16 protein-coding genes and 1 riboswitch are annotated in these 17056 nt (G+C 38.7%); all 16 genes read left to right on the top strand.

What is annotated here, in order from left to right; genetic code table 11:
• The first annotated feature begins 82 nt into the window (after positions 1 to 82).
• The 16 genes from dnaE to cmk all read left to right on the top strand — a co-directional run bounded on the left by dnaE (position 83) and on the right by cmk (position 16972).
• Positions 83 to 3427 (top strand): DNA polymerase III subunit alpha, encoded by a 3345-nt coding sequence (gene dnaE / locus FC19_RS03845; protein WP_083488343.1) that lies wholly within the window; start codon positions 83 to 85, stop codon positions 3425 to 3427.
• A gap of 116 nt (positions 3428 to 3543) precedes the next feature.
• The gene (pfkA, locus tag FC19_RS03840) at positions 3544 to 4506 is read left to right on the top strand and encodes a 6-phosphofructokinase (protein ID WP_057875674.1); all 963 of its coding nucleotides are present in this window, start codon (positions 3544 to 3546) and stop codon (positions 4504 to 4506) included.
• 98 nt (positions 4507 to 4604) lie between these two features.
• Positions 4605 to 6365, top strand: a complete 1761-nt coding sequence (pyk, locus tag FC19_RS03835) for a pyruvate kinase (protein WP_057875673.1) — start codon at positions 4605 to 4607, stop codon at positions 6363 to 6365.
• 256 nt (positions 6366 to 6621) lie between these two features.
• Complete coding sequence (locus FC19_RS03830; protein WP_057875672.1) at positions 6622 to 7080, top strand: DUF441 domain-containing protein; 459 nt, start codon at positions 6622 to 6624, stop codon at positions 7078 to 7080.
• Positions 7081 to 7098: 18 nt separating this feature from the next.
• The gene (locus FC19_RS03825; protein ID WP_057875671.1) at positions 7099 to 7971 is read left to right on the top strand and encodes a CvfB family protein; all 873 of its coding nucleotides are present in this window, start codon (positions 7099 to 7101) and stop codon (positions 7969 to 7971) included.
• A gap of 32 nt (positions 7972 to 8003) precedes the next feature.
• Positions 8004 to 8477 (top strand): ferric iron uptake transcriptional regulator, encoded by a 474-nt coding sequence (gene fur / locus FC19_RS03820; RefSeq protein WP_057875670.1) that lies wholly within the window; start codon positions 8004 to 8006, stop codon positions 8475 to 8477.
• Positions 8478 to 8501: 24 nt separating this feature from the next.
• The gene (gene xerD / locus FC19_RS03815) at positions 8502 to 9392 is read left to right on the top strand and encodes a site-specific tyrosine recombinase XerD (protein ID WP_057875669.1); all 891 of its coding nucleotides are present in this window, start codon (positions 8502 to 8504) and stop codon (positions 9390 to 9392) included.
• 84 nt (positions 9393 to 9476) lie between these two features.
• Positions 9477 to 9836: a GNAT family N-acetyltransferase gene (locus FC19_RS03810; protein WP_057875668.1), complete on the top strand. Its 360-nt coding sequence runs from the start codon at positions 9477 to 9479 to the stop codon at positions 9834 to 9836.
• A complete protein-coding gene (locus tag FC19_RS03805) occupies positions 9833 to 10588 on the top strand; it encodes a segregation and condensation protein A (protein WP_057875667.1) in 756 nt (251 codons plus the stop codon). The genes FC19_RS03810 and FC19_RS03805 overlap by 4 nt, the downstream gene beginning before the upstream one ends.
• 1 nt (position 10589) lies before the next feature.
• Positions 10590 to 11192, top strand: a complete 603-nt coding sequence (gene scpB, locus FC19_RS03800) for an SMC-Scp complex subunit ScpB (RefSeq protein ID WP_057875666.1) — start codon at positions 10590 to 10592, stop codon at positions 11190 to 11192.
• Positions 11193 to 11194: 2 nt separating this feature from the next.
• On the top strand, positions 11195 to 11908 hold the full coding sequence (locus FC19_RS03795) for a pseudouridine synthase (protein ID WP_057875665.1): 714 nt from the start codon (positions 11195 to 11197) through the stop codon (positions 11906 to 11908).
• A gap of 71 nt (positions 11909 to 11979) precedes the next feature.
• Positions 11980 to 12100, top strand: a riboswitch (FMN riboswitch).
• Positions 12101 to 12208: 108 nt separating this feature from the next.
• Positions 12209 to 12787, top strand: a complete 579-nt coding sequence (locus FC19_RS03790) for an ECF transporter S component (RefSeq protein WP_057875664.1) — start codon at positions 12209 to 12211, stop codon at positions 12785 to 12787.
• A gap of 194 nt (positions 12788 to 12981) precedes the next feature.
• Positions 12982 to 14016, top strand: a complete 1035-nt coding sequence (locus FC19_RS03785) for a helix-turn-helix domain-containing protein (RefSeq protein ID WP_057875663.1) — start codon at positions 12982 to 12984, stop codon at positions 14014 to 14016.
• Positions 14017 to 14067: 51 nt separating this feature from the next.
• Complete coding sequence (locus FC19_RS03780; protein WP_057875662.1) at positions 14068 to 15519, top strand: RecQ family ATP-dependent DNA helicase; 1452 nt, start codon at positions 14068 to 14070, stop codon at positions 15517 to 15519.
• A 96-nt stretch (positions 15520 to 15615) separates the two neighbouring features.
• Positions 15616 to 16257 carry a LysM peptidoglycan-binding domain-containing protein gene (locus FC19_RS03775; RefSeq protein ID WP_057875661.1) on the top strand — a complete coding sequence of 214 codons (642 nt, stop codon included), beginning with the start codon at positions 15616 to 15618 and terminating at the stop codon, positions 16255 to 16257.
• 37 nt (positions 16258 to 16294) lie between these two features.
• The gene (gene cmk, locus FC19_RS03770; protein WP_057875660.1) at positions 16295 to 16972 is read left to right on the top strand and encodes a (d)CMP kinase; all 678 of its coding nucleotides are present in this window, start codon (positions 16295 to 16297) and stop codon (positions 16970 to 16972) included.
• Positions 16973 to 17056 lie beyond the last annotated feature (84 nt).

The following is a 17056-nucleotide window of genomic DNA, read 5'->3' as shown; positions in this document are numbered from 1 at the left end:
TGATTGAACAGATTATTGTTTTTTTTAGCAGAAAAGTGTTGCTATAATATAAGCGTATATAAATAGAAAGGTGGGGTCAGCAGTGTTTGGAGCTTTGCAGGTCATCAGTAGCTTTAGTTTGCTTCAAAGTACAATCAAAATCCCACAATTAGTATGTGAAGCAAAGAAAAGGGGGTACTCGGCCCTAGCTCTGACAGATCTAAACGTTATGTATGGAGCAATTGACTTTTACCATGAATGCTTAGCTGCTGGTATTAAACCGATAGTAGGACTGACTTTAGAACTAGGAGCTGACGATCAGCTTTTGTTGCTTGCAAAAAATGAGCATGGTTATCAAAATTTAATGCGGATTTCCACAAGAAAAATGTTGGCCTTAGCCAAGGGCGAGAAGACTTTAAAGATAGATGATAAAAAGGAATTACAAGATCTGGCAATAATCGTACCACCTCAAAAAAATTATGTTGTCACAGCGGTCTCAAATGGTCAGTTATCAAATGCAATGAAATATCTTAAAAAATTGTGTGAAATAGTTGGAGATCCTCAAAATGTTTTTATAGGTATTAGCCTTGAGATGGAAACCGCTCTGTATTCAACACTCAATAAATTAGCTGAAGAGTCTCAGCTAAAAACCATTGCTGTTGAACCAGTAAATTATTTGAATCAAAGTGATTATTTTGAGCTACAAGTGCTTGAAGCAATAAAAAGCGGCAATCAACTGAGTTCGGAGCAGTTAAGGGCAGCCAGTAAAGTTAAGGGACCTTCATGGCTGCAGCCAGTTCCGGAACTAAAAATTGCATATCAACAGCGTGATTTACAGAGACCCTTGAGTGTGATGCAGAAACTTTGCCGAGAAATTGATTTAAAACTGCATTTTTCTGCACCTCAGCTACCGCATTTCAAAACGTTTGGAGATAAAAACCCGCAACAATTTTTGCGTGAATTATGTGAAAAAGGTTTAGCAAAAAGGCTAAAGGGAACTGATGAAAAAAAGGCAGCTGCTTATCAAAAAAGATTGGACTATGAGCTTAACGTTATTCATCGCATGGGTTTTGACGATTATTTTCTAATCGTTTGGGATGTAACTAATTATGCACATCAAGCCAAAATTATTACCGGCCCAGGACGCGGTTCTGCAGCGGGCTCGCTTGTGGCCTATTCTCTGTTCATTACGGATGTTGACCCACTTCATTATGATTTACTTTTTGAACGCTTCTTAAATGAGGAGCGAGCTCAAATGCCTGATATTGATTTGGACATTCCTGATAATCGGCGTCAACAAATTATCGAATATGTGCATCAAAGATATGGAACGGATCATATGGCCCAAATCATAACTTTTGGAACTCTTGGTGCAAAGCAGGTTTTACGTGACGTGGGACGTGTTTTAGGTGTGCCGCAGTTCGAAATGAATGTCTGGAGCAAAGCCATTCCAGCAACTTTGCATATTACATTGGTAGATGCTTATAAGAACTCACCTCGTTTGCGTGATTTGGTGGCAGATAGCGAAAAAAACAGGCTTCTTTTTAAGACGGCTCATAGTCTTGAAGGCTTACCACGTCATTTTTCGATTCATGCAGCGGGTATCATTTTAAGTGATAAGAACCTAGTGGATGTTGTTCCACTTCAAGTTGGCAATGATGAAATTCGCTTGACGCAGTTTACTAAAGATACTGTAGAAGAGCTGGGCTTGTTGAAAATTGATTTCTTAGGATTACGAAACTTGAGTATTTTAGATAATGCAACCAAGTTGGTTCAGAACGGTTATGGGCAAGTCCTTGATGTGCATAAGATTTCGTTAGATGATGTGGAAACATTGAAACTTTTTCAAAAAGCTGACACGACAGGTGTGTTCCAATTTGAATCGGCTGGAATAAAGAATGTGCTGCGGCGCTTGCAGCCTAAGTCATTCGAAGATATTGCTGCCGTCAATGCATTATATCGGCCTGGTCCGATGGAAAATATTGACCATTTTATTCGGCGGAGGCATGGTATAGAACAGAGCATCTATCCAGCTGAGTCTTTAAAACCAATTTTGGAAAAGACATATGGTATTCTTGTATACCAGGAACAAGTGATGCAAGTAGCTTCTGCAATGGGAGGATTCACCCTTGGACAAGCTGATATATTGCGACGCGCAATGAGCAAGAAAAAAGGCGCTGTAATTGAGCAGATGAAGACACAGTTTGTTTCAGGGGCTGAAGAAAAGGGATTCACCGCTGATGCAGCAGAACAGGTTTATGCGTATATTGAAAAATTTGCTGGTTATGGTTTTAATCGATCACATGCTGTTGCGTATACCAAAATGGCCTTTCAACTTGCTTACATCAAATGCCATTATCCAGCTGCTTTTTTTGCTGCCGTACTTAATACAGTGATCGGAAATAACGGTAAAATGAAAGATTATTTGTTAGAGGCAAAACAGCACAATGTAAAAATTCATGCTCCGGATGTAAATGAAAGTCAGCTTTTATTTATTTTACGTAAGCATCACATATATTTCGGATTGCAAAATATCAAAACGATTAGAAGCGATTTTGCGAAACACATTATTTCGGAAAGACATCTGCATGGAAAGTTTCGCAATTTTCAATCTTTCTTACAAAGAATAGATAACCGTTATTTGAAAAAAGAATACCTTGAGGCATTGATTTACGCAGGTGCATTTGATGGAATGACACAAAATAGAGCGACACTTTTGAAAAATCTACCAAAAATGCTTAGTAATATTGAGTTGAGTGGCAGTAATATTGAATTGTTTGAGGCTTTGGCACCGAGATATGATGCTTTCACGGAGATAGGGCTGGAAGAACGCCTGAGAAACGAAGAAAAGTATCTGGGAGTCTACCTTTCAGCACATCCCGTAGAAGAGTTCAGTAGTTTGGTAACTCCTCAAAAAGTTACCGTGATTTCAAGAATACAAGAGCAAGAGAAACCTATACACTTATTGGTTTATATTAAAAAGATAAAAGTTATCCGGACAAAAAAAGGCCAACAAATGGCGTTTATAACTGGGGAGGATCAGACTGGTCAAATTGACATCACTGTTTTTTCGGATCTTTTCAAAAAGGCTGCCAATATGCTGGAGGAAAAAAGGGTGATGCTAGTCAGTGGTGAATCAGAACAGACGAAACGAGGGCTGCAAGTAATAGCACGTCAAATAATACCAGCAAGTGAAATCCAGCAAAAGCCGCATAATGTTTATTATGTAAGGGTGCCTAAAGGAACAGCTAGGTCGGTTCAGCAAAAACTGCTTAAATTAATGCTCCAATATCATGGGGAAACACCGGTTATTTTATTTGAGGAAAATGCTGCTAAAAAAATGATGCTCCATCGTCGATATTGGCTCAAGAATGATCCCAAAGTTATTGTAGCGTTATCAAATTTGTTAGGCCAAGAGAATGTCGTTTTAAAGAATGAAAACAAATGAAAACATATTGTGATAAAGTGAATTAATTTCTATTTTTGCAAGACATACACTTATAAAAGTGATAAGATAAGCAATGGAGAATGTGTTGTTCCATAATATTTACTTGAGGTGAAAAAATGAAACGCATAGGTATTTTAACAAGTGGTGGCGATGCAGCAGGAATGAATGCATCAGTTCGTGCAATTGCACGCTCTGCAATGTCAGCAGGACTTGAAGCTTACGGTATTAATTATGGTTTTGCTGGATTAGTTGCTGGAGATATCCATAAATTAGAGTCTATTGATATGGACGGGATCATTTCACGTGGCGGTACGATATTGTATTCTGCTCGTTTCCCAGAATTTGCGGAAGAAAAAACACAGCTCAAAGGTATTGAACAACTCAAGAAATTTGGAATTGATGCTTTAGTTGTTATCGGTGGAGATGGCTCTTATCACGGAGCTGAACGCTTGACACAGCATGGCTTCAATTCTATTGGTATGCCCGGGACTATTGACAACGATATTCCTGGAACTGATTTTACTGTCGGCTTTGACACAGCCGTCAGTGTTGCACTTGATGCGCTTGATCGTGTCAACGATACGGCAACATCCCATCAAAGAACCTTTATCGTTGAAGTGATGGGACGTGGTGCTGGAGATATTGCTTTGTGGGCAGGTATAGCTGCAGATGCAGATGCAATTGTTATTCCTGAGAGAGATTATGATATTCAGGCTATTGCAGAAAAAATCAAGCAAAATCGGGCAAATGGCAAAGATCACAACTTAGTCGTTTTAGCTGAAGGAGTAATGTCTGCTGCCGAATTTAAAGAAAAGCTAGATAAGTTCGGTGCGCTTCACACACGGGCTATTACTCTGGGACATATTCAGCGTGGTGGCAGTCCAACCGCGAGAGATCGTGTTTTAGCTAGTCGTTTTGGTGATTTTGCGGTTAAACTTTTACTTGAAGGTAAAGGTGGTCTCGCAATAGGTATCAAAGATAACAAACTTGTTGCTTCAGATATCATCGATACATTGGAGAACCACAAACATGTAACGGATGTTTCACTGCAGGATTTAAACGATCGCTTGCGCTTCTAAGGACAGCGATGTAGGCAGAAACACAGTGCATTAATTAATTTGGTAAAGATTAGACATTAAAGTCATCTTTAAAATTATTCAAAGGGGAGATTTTACTCATGAAGAAAACCAAGATTGTGAGCACACTTGGTCCAGCCAGTACAGATCTAGATACAATTGTAAAATTAATCGAGGCAGGAGCTAACGTATTTCGCTTTAACTTTTCTCATGGCGACCATGAAGAACATTTAGGACGTCTGAATATTGTTCATGAAGCAGAAAAAGTTACCGGCAAGATGGTTGGTATCATGTTAGATACTAAAGGTGCCGAAATCCGTACTACGGTTCAAAAGGAAGGCAAGATCCAATATGAAATCGGCGATGAAGTTCGTATTTCAATGGATGCTTCACTTGAGGGGACTCATGATAAAATTGCCGTTACTTATCCTGGATTGATCGATGATGTCCATGAGGGCGGACATGTTTTATTTGATGATGGTTTGATTGATATGCAGATCGAAAAAATCGATCGTGAAAATAAGGAATTGGCATGTAAAGTATTGAACGCCGGAGTCCTTGGATCACGTAAGGGTGTTAACGCACCTGGCGTTTCAATCAACTTACCAGGAATTACTGAAAAAGATTCCGATGATATTCGTTTTGGATTAGATCATGAAATTAACTTCATTGCGGCTAGTTTTGTGCGTAAACCACAAGATGTTTTGGATATTCGCGAACTTCTTGAAGAAAAACATATGGAACATGTACAGATTTTTCCAAAGATTGAATCACAAGAAGGAATCGACAACTTTGATGAGATTATCAAAGTTTCAGATGGTTTGATGGTTGCCCGTGGCGATATGGGTGTTGAAATTCCAGCTGAAAATGTTCCTTTGGTTCAAAAGACATTGATTAAGAAGTGTAATGCTTTAGGCAAGCCGGTAATTACAGCTACTCAAATGCTTGATTCAATGCAAGAGAACCCACGTCCTACACGTGCTGAAGCTTCTGATGTTGCAAATGCTGTTTTTGATGGAACAGATGCAACAATGCTTTCTGGTGAAAGTGCTAATGGTGATTACCCAGTTGAATCAGTTGCAACAATGGCTCGTATTGACATTAAAGCTGAAAATGCTTTGCGTCAGCATAAGACATTTTCAATCAATGATTTCGATAAGACAGATGTTACAGAAGCAATTGGACGTGCTGTTGCAGAAACAGCAGATAACTTGGGTATCAAGACAATTGTTGCTGCAACTAAGTCCGGTCACACAGCTCGTATGATTTCGAAGTACCGTCCAGATGCAGACATTTTAGCCGTTACATTTGATGATCGTACACGTCGTGGTCTATCAGTTAACTGGGGTGTATATCCTGTTATGGCTGAAGCACCAGCTTCAACGGATGATATGTTCACACTTGCAACAGAGAAAGCTAAAGAAGCTGGTTTCGCTAAGGAAGGCGATTTGATCTTAATTACTGCCGGTGTTCCTGTTGGTGAAAAGGGAACAACTAACGTTATGAAGATTCAACTTATTGGCTCAAAATTAGTTTCTGGCCAAGGTGTTGGCGATGAAACAGTAATCGGTAAGGCAACTGTTGCATCATCAGCTGAAGAAGCTAACAAGAAAGCTGTTGAAGGTGGAATTTTAGTTACAAAGACAACAGATAAGGAATATTTACCTGCAATTGAAAAATCAAGCGCATTGATTGTTGAAAATGGTGGTTTAACATCACATGCTGCTGTAGTTGGTATTTCAATGGGAATTCCTGTTATTGTTGGTGCACAAGATGCAACAACTTCAATTTCTGATGGTGAAGTCGTAACTGTTGATTCACGTCGTGGAATCGTTTATCGTGGCGCATCAAACGCACTTTAAGATTCACGCTTATCAAGGGAAATATTTTAATTAATTAGGGAGTGTTTCATGCTTCCTTGGATTGAGACAGAAAGGTTTGTGACGACAAACTTTTCTGTTTTTTTGCATAAGGAAGTTTTTCTAGTTGTGTGCTTGTTGAGGAAAACTATCAAGTACGCAGTTTAATGTAAACAAATGATGCTTCCTGATATTAGTTAGCATTTTGAAGTCCTTTCAGTTAGAATAAAGAAGTATATAGTTTAATGAGGTGGAATGTATGGAAAGTTGGATCTTTTTAGGTTTAGTATTATTGATCGCACTAATAGTTAAAAATGCTTCGTTGTCGTTTGCGGCTGCAGTAGTTTTAGTGCTAAAAGCAATTCCATATACCAGCAAGTACTTACCTGTTATTCAAAGCCGTGGGATAAACTGGGGTGTGACAGTAATTTCAGTGGCTATTTTAGTTCCAATTGCTACTGGTGAAATCGGGTTTCGTGATTTAATAACAGTCTTTAAGTCGCCTGTGGGTATAATTGCAGTTGCTTGCGGAATTCTAGTAGCCGTTTTATCGCGTAATGGAGTGTCTTTGTTAGCAAGTTCGCCGCAAGTGACAGTAGCGTTGGTTATTGGTACAATTATAGGTGTCGTTTTCCTTCACGGCGTAGCTGCAGGACCTGTGATTGCTTCTGGAATTGCATATTGTATTATAAGTGTATTACATATCAGCTTTAATTAAGCATAGAGGAGAAACAACATGAAAAATGAGTTGAAAGAATTAATTGGTAGAACGATCACAGCTGTTGTTACAGATGAGAATGATGATTTTTATTTTGCACAACAAGACGGTTTAACCTTTAGATTTGCTAAGGATGAGTTTGAAGAACCTCTTGCTAGAGAAACAGAAGTAACTGGTTTTGCTTATGAAAATGAGGAACATGAACTACAGCTTACGAAGAAAACGCCTAAGTGTGGTTTGGATCAATACGCTTTCGGAGAAGTAGTGGCGGTTCGTCGAAATCTGGGTGTTTTTGTGGATGTTGGTTTGCCTAATAAGGATATTGTTGTGTCGCTAGATGACCTTCCAGAGATCACTAAGATATGGCCTAAAAAGGGTGATCGATTGATGATAGGGTTAAAAATTGATAATAAAGGTCGTCTCTGGGGTGAGTTAGCCTCGGAAGATATTTTCCGCGGGTTGGCTGTAAAAGCAGATGAGAAAATGCAGAATAAAAATGTTGTTGTAACGACTTATCGCATGAAAATGGCTGGAACACATGTGTTGACAGATGATTACTTTTTGGGTTTTATTCATCCCAGTGAACGTGATGAGGAGCCGCGCCTTGGACAGCGGCTGGAAGCTCGAGTTATTGGAGTCAGACCAGATGGGGTTTTAAATCTTTCATTGCGACCAAGAGCGTATGAAACTATTAGTGATGATGCACAGATGATTCTAGCTGCGTTGGAACATCAAAAAGGAGAGTTGGACTACACTGACAAAAGTTCTCCGGACGAAATCAAGGCTTTTTTTGGTATCAGTAAGGGACAATTTAAACGCGCTATCGGACATTTAATGAAAGCCGGTTTGGTTAAACAAGAAAATGGAAAACTATTTTTGAATAAGCAGTAAAATTTAGAATATAAAAAAGAGGTAACGCTGTAATGGTCTTTCAAGAGGAACGCATTACTGAAATTGGTAAAAAATTACATCAAGCAGGAATGAAACTAACACCACAACGACGAGCAACGGTTAGTACACTTTTGGAATATCAAGCAAAGCATCTCTCAGCTGAAGAATTGTTCACGCTGATTAAACAGGAAGAACCGGAAATCGGGCTTGCAACTGTTTATCGAACACTAGATCTACTGACTGAATTGCGGATTGCTGACCGTGTTACATTCGAGGACGGAGTTGCTCGTTATGATTTACGCTGTGAAAATCAGCAGCATTTTCATCATCATCTGCTCTGCAGTGTTTGTGGCAAAGTTGAGGAGATCCATGAAGATCTGCTTGTTGAAGTTGAACAAGAAGTTTTGCATAAATATGGCTTTAAGGTTCAAGATCACCGGTTGACTTTTCATGGGGTATGTTCTTCATGCAGCGAGAATACTAAGCAATCTGAGCATGGTGATTGATGTGAACTTTTTTGGGAGGTGTGAATGATTAATAATCTCATTGAGGACTATTTGCATTATCTGACAGTTGAGCGTGGTTTAGCAAAAAATACTGTGATGAGCTACCGCAACGACTTGCTGCAATTTATGGTATTTTTAAGAAAAAGAGAAATCGATAGTTTAGAGGCTGTTGAACGTCAAGTAATTATTGATTTTATGCAGCAAGAAACAGAGCAAAAAAAGGCGACTAGCTCAATTGTACGTTCGGTTACCAGCCTACGAAAATTTTTCCAATACTTGATGGAAGAAGAAAAAATTAAGAAGGATCCAATGGAACTTATCGACGCTCCTAAGCGAAAAGAACATTTGCCGGAAGTGCTTTCTACCAAAGAAGTTGAACGACTGCTTAATTCGCCAGATACCGGTAAGAAATTAGGCCTGCGTAATCGGGCAATTCTTGAGGTCATGTATGCAACTGGGCTACGAGTCAGTGAGATAGTTAATTTGCAGCTTGCCAACCTGCACTTGAGTATGGGATTAATTCAAACAATTGGAAAAGGAAACAAGGAGAGAATTGTACCTATTGGCGATCAAGCAGTTAAGTGGGTGAATCTTTACTTGAATAAGGTCAGACCAAAACTACTTGGTAAGAAAAGCAGTTCATATCTTTTTTTGAATAATCATGGGCATAAGTTAACGCGACAGGGTATTTGGAAAAACCTCAAAGCGGAAGTTAAAAAAGCTGGTATCAATAAAAATGTAACGCCCCATACTTTGCGGCATTCGTTTGCAACGCATGTTTTGGAAAATGGTGCGGATCTACGAGTTGTTCAGGAACTACTGGGACATGCTGATATAGCGACTACTCAAATTTATACACACTTATCAAAAAAGAGGTTAACAGACATCTATAATCGTTACCATCCCCGAGCATAGTCTGTTTGTGTAATAGTTAGAATTATGGTAAAGTAAGTGCAAGTTTATCATGCGATAATTTGTTGGGACCACAGGAGGTCGGACATGCTTTACAAGTATAAAAATGATTATGAAAAAATTACCATGGGTTTGTTATCATTCATACCTGACTTAAAAGAAATTTCTCACCTGAAAGCTGAATTAAAATGGTATGCCAGCGAAGAAGAGAGAAGTTTATTTTTATGGAAAAATGATGATGGTGATTTTATCGGTGTTATTGGTGTTGAAGTTAATGATGATATTTTAATGATTAGACATATAGCTGTAACGCCGACAGAGAGAAATGAAGGTGTCAGCTTTCAGATGCTTGATGCACTGTCTGAGTTGTTTCAAAGCTGCAAGATAATGGGAAGCTTTGATACCTCAAAGATCATAGCTAAATGGGAGCGGAAGAAGGACAAATGAAACATGAAAGTCGACAGTTAGAAACTTCTTCAAAATTAACTTTTAAGCTGGATGTGTTTGAAGGGCCGCTTGATTTATTGCTCCATCTTATCAAACAAAATAAAATGGATATTTATGATATCCCAATGGTCGAAATTACTTCTCAGTATATTGAGTATCTGCATAGAATGCGTGTTCTATCACTTGACATTGCTGGGGAGTATTTAGTTATGGCTGCAACTTTAATAAACATTAAGAGTAAAATGCTTTTGCCACAGCGCCCGATAATTGTTGAGCCTGAGCAGCAGGAAGATCCACGTGCGGAGCTTGTACAGCAACTTTTGACACATCAGTGCTATCAAGTTGTTTCTGAGCAACTTGATGAACTAGCACATTTGCGAGCAAAACATTATACACGTGATCAGGAAGACATTCCGCCAGAGATACAAGCAGATCATCTGCATGGGCATGGCGATGCAGAAAAAATGCAGCAGGCTTTGGTCCGTTTGTTCAATAAACGCCGGTTCCGTAAAGCTGCTTTTCGGCGTGTCAGCAAAGAAAAATACACGCTAAAAGAGGAAGTTGATAGATTAAAAAAACAGTTACAAAAGGCTGAGGAACCGATCAACTTTGAACAATTATTTGAAGGACAGTTTGAGCTTGAACACGTCGTAACAACTTTTCTGGCTTTGCTAGAATTAATGAAACGTGGTTCAGCGGCTGTTGTTCAAACAGAAGTATTGGGCCCAATTTGGGTAAGAGGTGTTGCATAAAATGTTATCAAATTTAGCCAAAATCGAAAGTTTGTTGTTCGTTAGTGGCGGTGAAGGTATTTCATTGCAGCAATTGGCTGCTTGCACTGGAATGTTGAAGCCAGCTGTAAAGGATCAATTGACACGTTTGCAAGATAAATATTGTAATGATACTGAGTGCAGTATAGAGATAATTTCGACAGAAGAACGTTATCGAATTGCAACAAAAAAAGAATTTGCCCCTTTTTTGAAAAACTATTTTGAAGAACCAGGTATGACTGCACTATCACGTGCTGCACTTGAAACACTTGCAATCGTGGCTTATTGCCAGCCGGTTACACGAGTTCAAATTGAGCAGATCAGAGGAGTGCAATCTAATGGGACTTTGCATAAGCTACTGACTTACAACTTGATTATCGAAAAAGGACGCCTTGATGCACCAGGAAAACCGATCCTGTATGTTACGACTGAGTTATTTTTGAATTACTTTAACTTGAAAAGTTTAGAAGATTTGCCACAATTACCAGAAAAGGATGAAATGCAACTTGGTGATGATGGGCAAAATCTAATGGAGCTTTTTGATCAAACTATACAAGGTGAAAAGCAAAGAAAAGAGAGTGTCTAGAAATGGAAACCGAACGTTTACAAAAGGTGATGGCTAATGCGGGCGTTGCCTCACGAAGAGCTTCTGAAAAATTGATTATAGACGGGAAGGTCAAGGTCAATGGGGGAATCGTTAAAGAACTGGGAACAAAAGTGAGCTCGGAGGATGTTATTACGGTTGCGGGCCGGTCACTTGAACGCGAGCAAAAAGTCTATTACTTATTCTATAAGCCTCGTGGGGTAATTTCAGCGGTATCCGATGATAAGGGACGTAAAGTTGTTACAGATTACTTTGCTGAGATACCTGAAAGAGTTTATCCAGTTGGGCGTCTGGATTATGACACTTCCGGTTTGCTGATTATGACCAATGATGGTGATTTGGCGAATAAATTAATGCACCCGCGTTATAAGATTGATAAAACATATTTAGCTAAAGTCAGTGGAATTCCTGATAATGAAGCACTTAAGAAATTACGCTTGGGTGTTAAGATCGATAAATATAAAGCAGCACCTGCCAAAAGCAAGATTGTTTCCAGTGATCAAAAAAAGAAAAAAGCATTAGTTTCCTTAACAATTCACGAAGGCCGCTACCATCAGGTCAAAAAAATGTTGGCAGCTGTCGGGTATCCAGTTGAAAAATTGCGGCGCGAATCGTATGGATTTTTAACTTTGCAGGGATTGACTTCTGGTGATTATCGTCCGCTGACACGTGAAGAAATTGAACGTTTAAAATCCTGATTTTGATAAGCCAGAGTTATAACTTGCAATAAAGATATGGGTATGTTAAATTTAATTGGTAAAAAATAATAGTTTGTCTTCAGGGGCAGGGTGAAACTCCCGACCGGCGGTAATAGGCCGCGACCTACAGTGATGTAGTTGAACTGGTGTGATTCCAGTGCCGACAGTATAGTCTGGATAAAGAAGATAGGGCTTATTTGACGATATTAACGCAAGTAAGACTCTGTTGGTCCTCTGATCAACAGGGTCTTTTATTTTCAATAAGTGCCGTGAAGATAAACATCAATGGGGGTTTTTTTGATGTTCTATTCTGGTTCTCGCAAATATATTCTGGCTGCTTGTCTAGCTGGAATTTCGTATTTGTTAATGTTCATTTCATTTGCTGTTATTCCAATTGTTCCATACATGAAGATCGATTTTTCTGATTTACCGATTCTTTTTGGGATGTTAATCCTAGGGCCACTTGGTGGTATAGAGGTGGCGTTGCTACGTTCAGTATTGTATTTTCTTATTTCAGGACCGTCAGTTGCTAATTTGATTGGAGTTTCGACCAATCTTATTGCTTCGTTGGCTTTTACATTACCATTATTTTATGTTCTAAGGAAAAACCAAAGTGTAACTTCATTAAACATTTTCAAGTCGATAGGTCTAGCGACGTTAAGCTTGACATTGTTACTTTCAATTGCTAACTGGCTAGTGATAACTCCTCTTTATATGTCGGTTTTAGGAATGAAACTTTCATTACCATTGGCGGAGATTGTTTTATTTGGAGTGGTACCTTTCAACTTGATCAAAGGTGTTTTGGTTGGCGGTGTCTTCTGGATAGCTTTTGCAAAAATGCGTGTATGGCTGAAAAAGCGATCGGTTATTCTTCACTAGTTATGTAAGATTATTATGCGAGTAAATTAACAAATAACAAGGCTGTTGCAGGACATTCTTCCAAAAATAGAGTTAATTTTGGAATTGTCTATGCGACGGTTTTTTTATTTAATGACAAGATCAATATTTAAGTGAATTTAACATTTTTAAGGTAAAATGGATTTAAACTATATGATAGGGGGAATATAAAAAGAATGGATGAGCTGTTGCGCTTTTTTTCAAAGACTCAACCCAGAAGACCTGCAGTTGTGAGACAAGTGCTTTCGAATAAACGAACAGTTTCAAATCTTTTTTGGGGTCTAAGATACCGAATCCTTGATTGGCTTGCAGTTTGGCCTCAACTTGAAAAAGCAAAATTCGATGATTCGATTACCGAAATGATCGAAAAAAAATATTTAGTTGAGATTAATGGAGAAGGATTCTGCCTGACAGAATTAGGCGTGAAAAGCAGAGATGTTTTTTTGAAGAATCACTATAATATCAAGAGCCCGTATTTATTTTGTCGATTCAAAATGCAATTATGGCAGGATATCCTACGACTTTTAATGCAAGTAGTCTCTGAGGCAAGTTATGAAAATAATCATTATTATGTTGTAGCTTCGTCTTTTCAAGCTCGTACATCTATAAAAATATGGTATCAAAAGTATTATGAACATGATTTAGGGCCGCTCTTAGCAGAACAATTATTTTTGTTTTTAGGGAATGAAAAAGCACAAGATGCAGATGCTTTTATGCAACTGTTTTCTGGTCACGAACTTGTTGCCAAAACAGCAGAACAAATTGCTGTCAATTCTGGCTGCTCGACGCGTGACATCGAGTTTTTGTGGAATGACTTATCTGCTCGTTTTGCAGAGTTTCTAAGCGAAGGTGCTAGCGTTTTTAAAAATTTGGTAATGCCGATTAAAAGAACAAGTTTGCTTTCAAAGAGTGCTGAGGAAACCTATCGTCTTTATAAAAATGGGATGCCGCTTTCGAAGATAGAAGCTGAACGCAGATTAAAGGGAAGTACGATTGCTGAACATTTATTGGAAGCAGCAATTTTTGTACCTAACTTCAACTTTCAACGTTTGATATCGGTGGAAGAAGCTCGTTTGTTTAAGAAACTTTTCAAGGGAGATATTGATAAGTGGCGTTATGAGGAGCTCCAAAAAAATAATTTCAAAATATCTTTTGCAAAATTCAGATTATATCAAATTGAACAGAGCAAGTTAGAAATAGCTGAAGAATAGTATCATTATTTAAACTTACTTACTCAATAAAAAATTGGGAGGGGGAAATCCATGACCATTTCTGATAAGAAATTAGAAGAACTCTTACAAAAGCACTTTGGCTTCTCGGAGTTTAGAAGCGGTCAAAAAGATGTAATTCACAGTTTATTGGAACGTAAATCAACGTTGGCAATCTTGCCAACAGGAACGGGGAAATCCCTGTGTTATCAATTGATTGGGAAAATTTGTAAAAAACCTGTAGTCATTATTTCACCGCTGATATCCTTGATGCAAGATCAAGTGGAACAATTACGTTTCGCGGGTGAAAAAAGAGTTGTCGCTTTGACATCAGTTTTGCCGTTTGAACGCAAAAAGTATGTCATTGAACATCTTGAACATTTTAATTTTATTTACCTTGCACCTGAAATGCTTAATAAAAAAGAAGTCGTGGAAAAATTGATGGGGCTTGACCTTGCCTTGCTTGTTGTGGATGAGGCACATTGTATTTCAAAGTGGGGACCGGATTTTCGACCAGACTATCTTGGATTAGGTGATTTGCGAAAAAAATTGAATTCTCCAACAACGTTAGCGTTAACTGCCACAGCTACTAAAAAGGTTGAGGAAGATATTATTAGAATTCTTTTTGACAGACAGAAGATCAAAACTATCAGACATTCAGTTGATCGGCCGAATATTTTTCTAGCTGTTGAAAACGTAGAGAATCAGAAGGAAAAAAATCAAAAACTTGTTCAGTTAGTTGAACGTTTAAAAACCCCCGGGTTAATATATTTCTCAAGCAAAAAGAAGGCTGATGAAATAGCTGATCTGCTTAGGCAAAAAAGCAAGTTGAATGTTAGTTCATATCATGCGGGACGGACCGCAATCGATCGGTATACCGTTCAACAACAATTTATGCGAGGAGAATTAGATGTGATCTGCGCTACTAGCGCTTTTGGAATGGGGGTTAACAAGAAGAACATTCGTTATGTGATTCATTATCATCTTCCTGCAGATCTTGAAAGTTATTTACAAGAAATAGGACGTGCTGGGCGCGATGGAAAGCAAAGTATTGCTATTCTTTTATACCAAGCGAGCGACGTTATTCTTCAAAGACAGCTGATAAATATGACTTTGCCTGAAGATGAAATGATTCAATATTATATGGACAATATGCAAAGATTAAAGGGGCATGCTGGAGAGCAGGGCGAATTGCTGGATTATTATTGTAAACAGGGGTTATCCAGCAGACAAGTCAAAGAATTATTCTCAAGACGCCGAGATGAAAAAAGTAAAAATTTAAACGAAATTCTAGCCTATATTAATACGGCTGAATGCCGCCGTGAGTACATAAAACGCTATTTTGGAGAAGAAGGCAGTCAGATTCATAGTGGACTTTGCTGTCAGCTAATGGGAGAAAAACTCGACCTTGCAAAATTGGGAATGGAAGAAACGGAAGAAGTAACTGCTGAAAGTTCCATTAGTAGTAATTATCAAAAAACGATTAGAAAACTTTTTAATTTATAGTCGATATAAAGATAATCCGTAGTTATTAGCAACTCAAGTACCTGGATAATTGTTCTTATGGTAAAATAAACTATAATAGTTCGGGGAGGGATAGGCATGAGTCGAAAAAATGAGGAACAACAGGGTGAACAGCCGTGGGCTAAAACATTTGAAGATGAGCGAGATGACAGTGGAAACTACTCGCGCATTGCAAACCGCAAAAAAACACGTACTAATACAGTACTGACAACATCTTTATTGATAGTTTTTATTGCAATCATAATTGGTACTGTGGCAGCGTATTTTTTATCACAAAGAAGTTCGATGCAGCCGTCTTCTGATGGGGATAATGTTAATGTGGTTGCTTCAACTTCTAAAAAGAAAGCCAAAAAAAGCAGTTCAAGTTCGCAATCAGACAAAAAGAAAGCGAGTTCTGATACTTCTAAGGCGAGTATAGGAACATCATCGAATACGAGCAGTACTTCTAGTGCGGAAACCAGTGAGTCAGAGTCTCAAACAGCTGTTAGTTCAACTTCAAGCTCGCAGGTTGAATCGTCCAGCAGTTCTCAAGCTGAAAGTTCATCTTCTTCAAGCTCCAGCAGCTCAAGTTCAGCAAGTTATGTGACAGTTGGTGCTGGTCAAGGAATGTATCGCGTTGCAGTTAACAATGGTCTGACAGTCGAAGAATTATTACAACTAAATCCAAGCTTAAGCAGTGGTTCAACACTGTCTCCTGGTCAGTCAGTACGTGTTAAGTAAAAAAATCTTATTCATATGTTGTTAGGAGAGTTTTGTTATGAATGATCTATTGCAAATTGCCATTGACGGACCTGCTTCGGCAGGTAAAAGTACTGTTGCTAAACTTGTTGCACATCAGTTAGGCTACGTTTACTGTGATACCGGAGCGATGTACCGTGCGGTCACGTGGGCAGCTCTGAAGAGAGGAGTAAAGCTTGATGATAATTTAGCGCTGGAGGAAATGGTCGCTGAGATAAAAATAAGCTTTACGCCATCTGATGAAGGTCAGAGGGTGTATGTTGATCAAGATGAGGTTACGGATGACATTAGGTTGCCTGAAATAGCCAACAATGTTTCAACTGTTGCGGCACAGCTCAGTGTTAGAGAAGCATTGACTAAGCGTCAGCAGGAGATTGCCTTTAAAGGTGGCATCGTGATGGACGGGCGTGATATCGGTACAACTGTGCTGCCTGATGCCCAAGTTAAAATCTTTTTAGTAGCTAGTGTTAAGGAAAGAGCTTTGCGCCGTTTCAAAGAAAACAAAGCTAAAGGAATAATGGCAGACTTAGAGCAACTTGAGCAGGAAATAGCGGAACGTGATCGAAAGGATTCAACTAGAGCTGTTTCACCGCTTGTCCAAGCAGCAGATGCGGTAAAAGTTGATACGACGATGTTGTCGATCGAGCAAGTTGTTGCAAAAATTATGGGAATAATACAAAAAAAGAGCAAAAAATAGCTAAAAGTGCATTTTGACTGGAATTTATTGTTAATTTCGGCTAGAATAGTAAGTAGAGTTATAGTCGTTAAGGAGGACATAGTC

Origin of the sequence: Liquorilactobacillus aquaticus DSM 21051 (assembly GCF_001436755.1) — a bacterium.
In the GTDB taxonomy this organism is placed as follows: domain Bacteria; phylum Bacillota; class Bacilli; order Lactobacillales; family Lactobacillaceae; genus Liquorilactobacillus; species Liquorilactobacillus aquaticus.
This window is presented reverse-complemented; position numbering and strand designations above follow the sequence as displayed.

Coding starts and splice junctions, on each gene's coding strand:
- FC19_RS03795 (WP_057875665.1), top strand. CDS start 11,195: ATGGAAACCGAACGTTTACAAAAGGTGATGGCTAATGCGGGCGTTGCC.
- fur (WP_057875670.1), top strand. CDS start 8,004: ATGGTCTTTCAAGAGGAACGCATTACTGAAATTGGTAAAAAATTACAT.
- xerD (WP_057875669.1), top strand. CDS start 8,502: ATGATTAATAATCTCATTGAGGACTATTTGCATTATCTGACAGTTGAG.
- cmk (WP_057875660.1), top strand. CDS start 16,295: ATGAATGATCTATTGCAAATTGCCATTGACGGACCTGCTTCGGCAGGT.
- FC19_RS03790 (WP_057875664.1), top strand. CDS start 12,209: ATGTTCTATTCTGGTTCTCGCAAATATATTCTGGCTGCTTGTCTAGCT.
- FC19_RS03780 (WP_057875662.1), top strand. CDS start 14,068: ATGACCATTTCTGATAAGAAATTAGAAGAACTCTTACAAAAGCACTTT.
- scpB (WP_057875666.1), top strand. CDS start 10,590: ATGTTATCAAATTTAGCCAAAATCGAAAGTTTGTTGTTCGTTAGTGGC.
- FC19_RS03810 (WP_057875668.1), top strand. CDS start 9,477: ATGCTTTACAAGTATAAAAATGATTATGAAAAAATTACCATGGGTTTG.
- FC19_RS03805 (WP_057875667.1), top strand. CDS start 9,833: ATGAAACATGAAAGTCGACAGTTAGAAACTTCTTCAAAATTAACTTTT.
- pfkA (WP_057875674.1), top strand. CDS start 3,544: ATGAAACGCATAGGTATTTTAACAAGTGGTGGCGATGCAGCAGGAATG.
- pyk (WP_057875673.1), top strand. CDS start 4,605: ATGAAGAAAACCAAGATTGTGAGCACACTTGGTCCAGCCAGTACAGAT.
- FC19_RS03825 (WP_057875671.1), top strand. CDS start 7,099: ATGAAAAATGAGTTGAAAGAATTAATTGGTAGAACGATCACAGCTGTT.
- FC19_RS03785 (WP_057875663.1), top strand. CDS start 12,982: ATGGATGAGCTGTTGCGCTTTTTTTCAAAGACTCAACCCAGAAGACCT.
- FC19_RS03830 (WP_057875672.1), top strand. CDS start 6,622: ATGGAAAGTTGGATCTTTTTAGGTTTAGTATTATTGATCGCACTAATA.
- FC19_RS03775 (WP_057875661.1), top strand. CDS start 15,616: ATGAGTCGAAAAAATGAGGAACAACAGGGTGAACAGCCGTGGGCTAAA.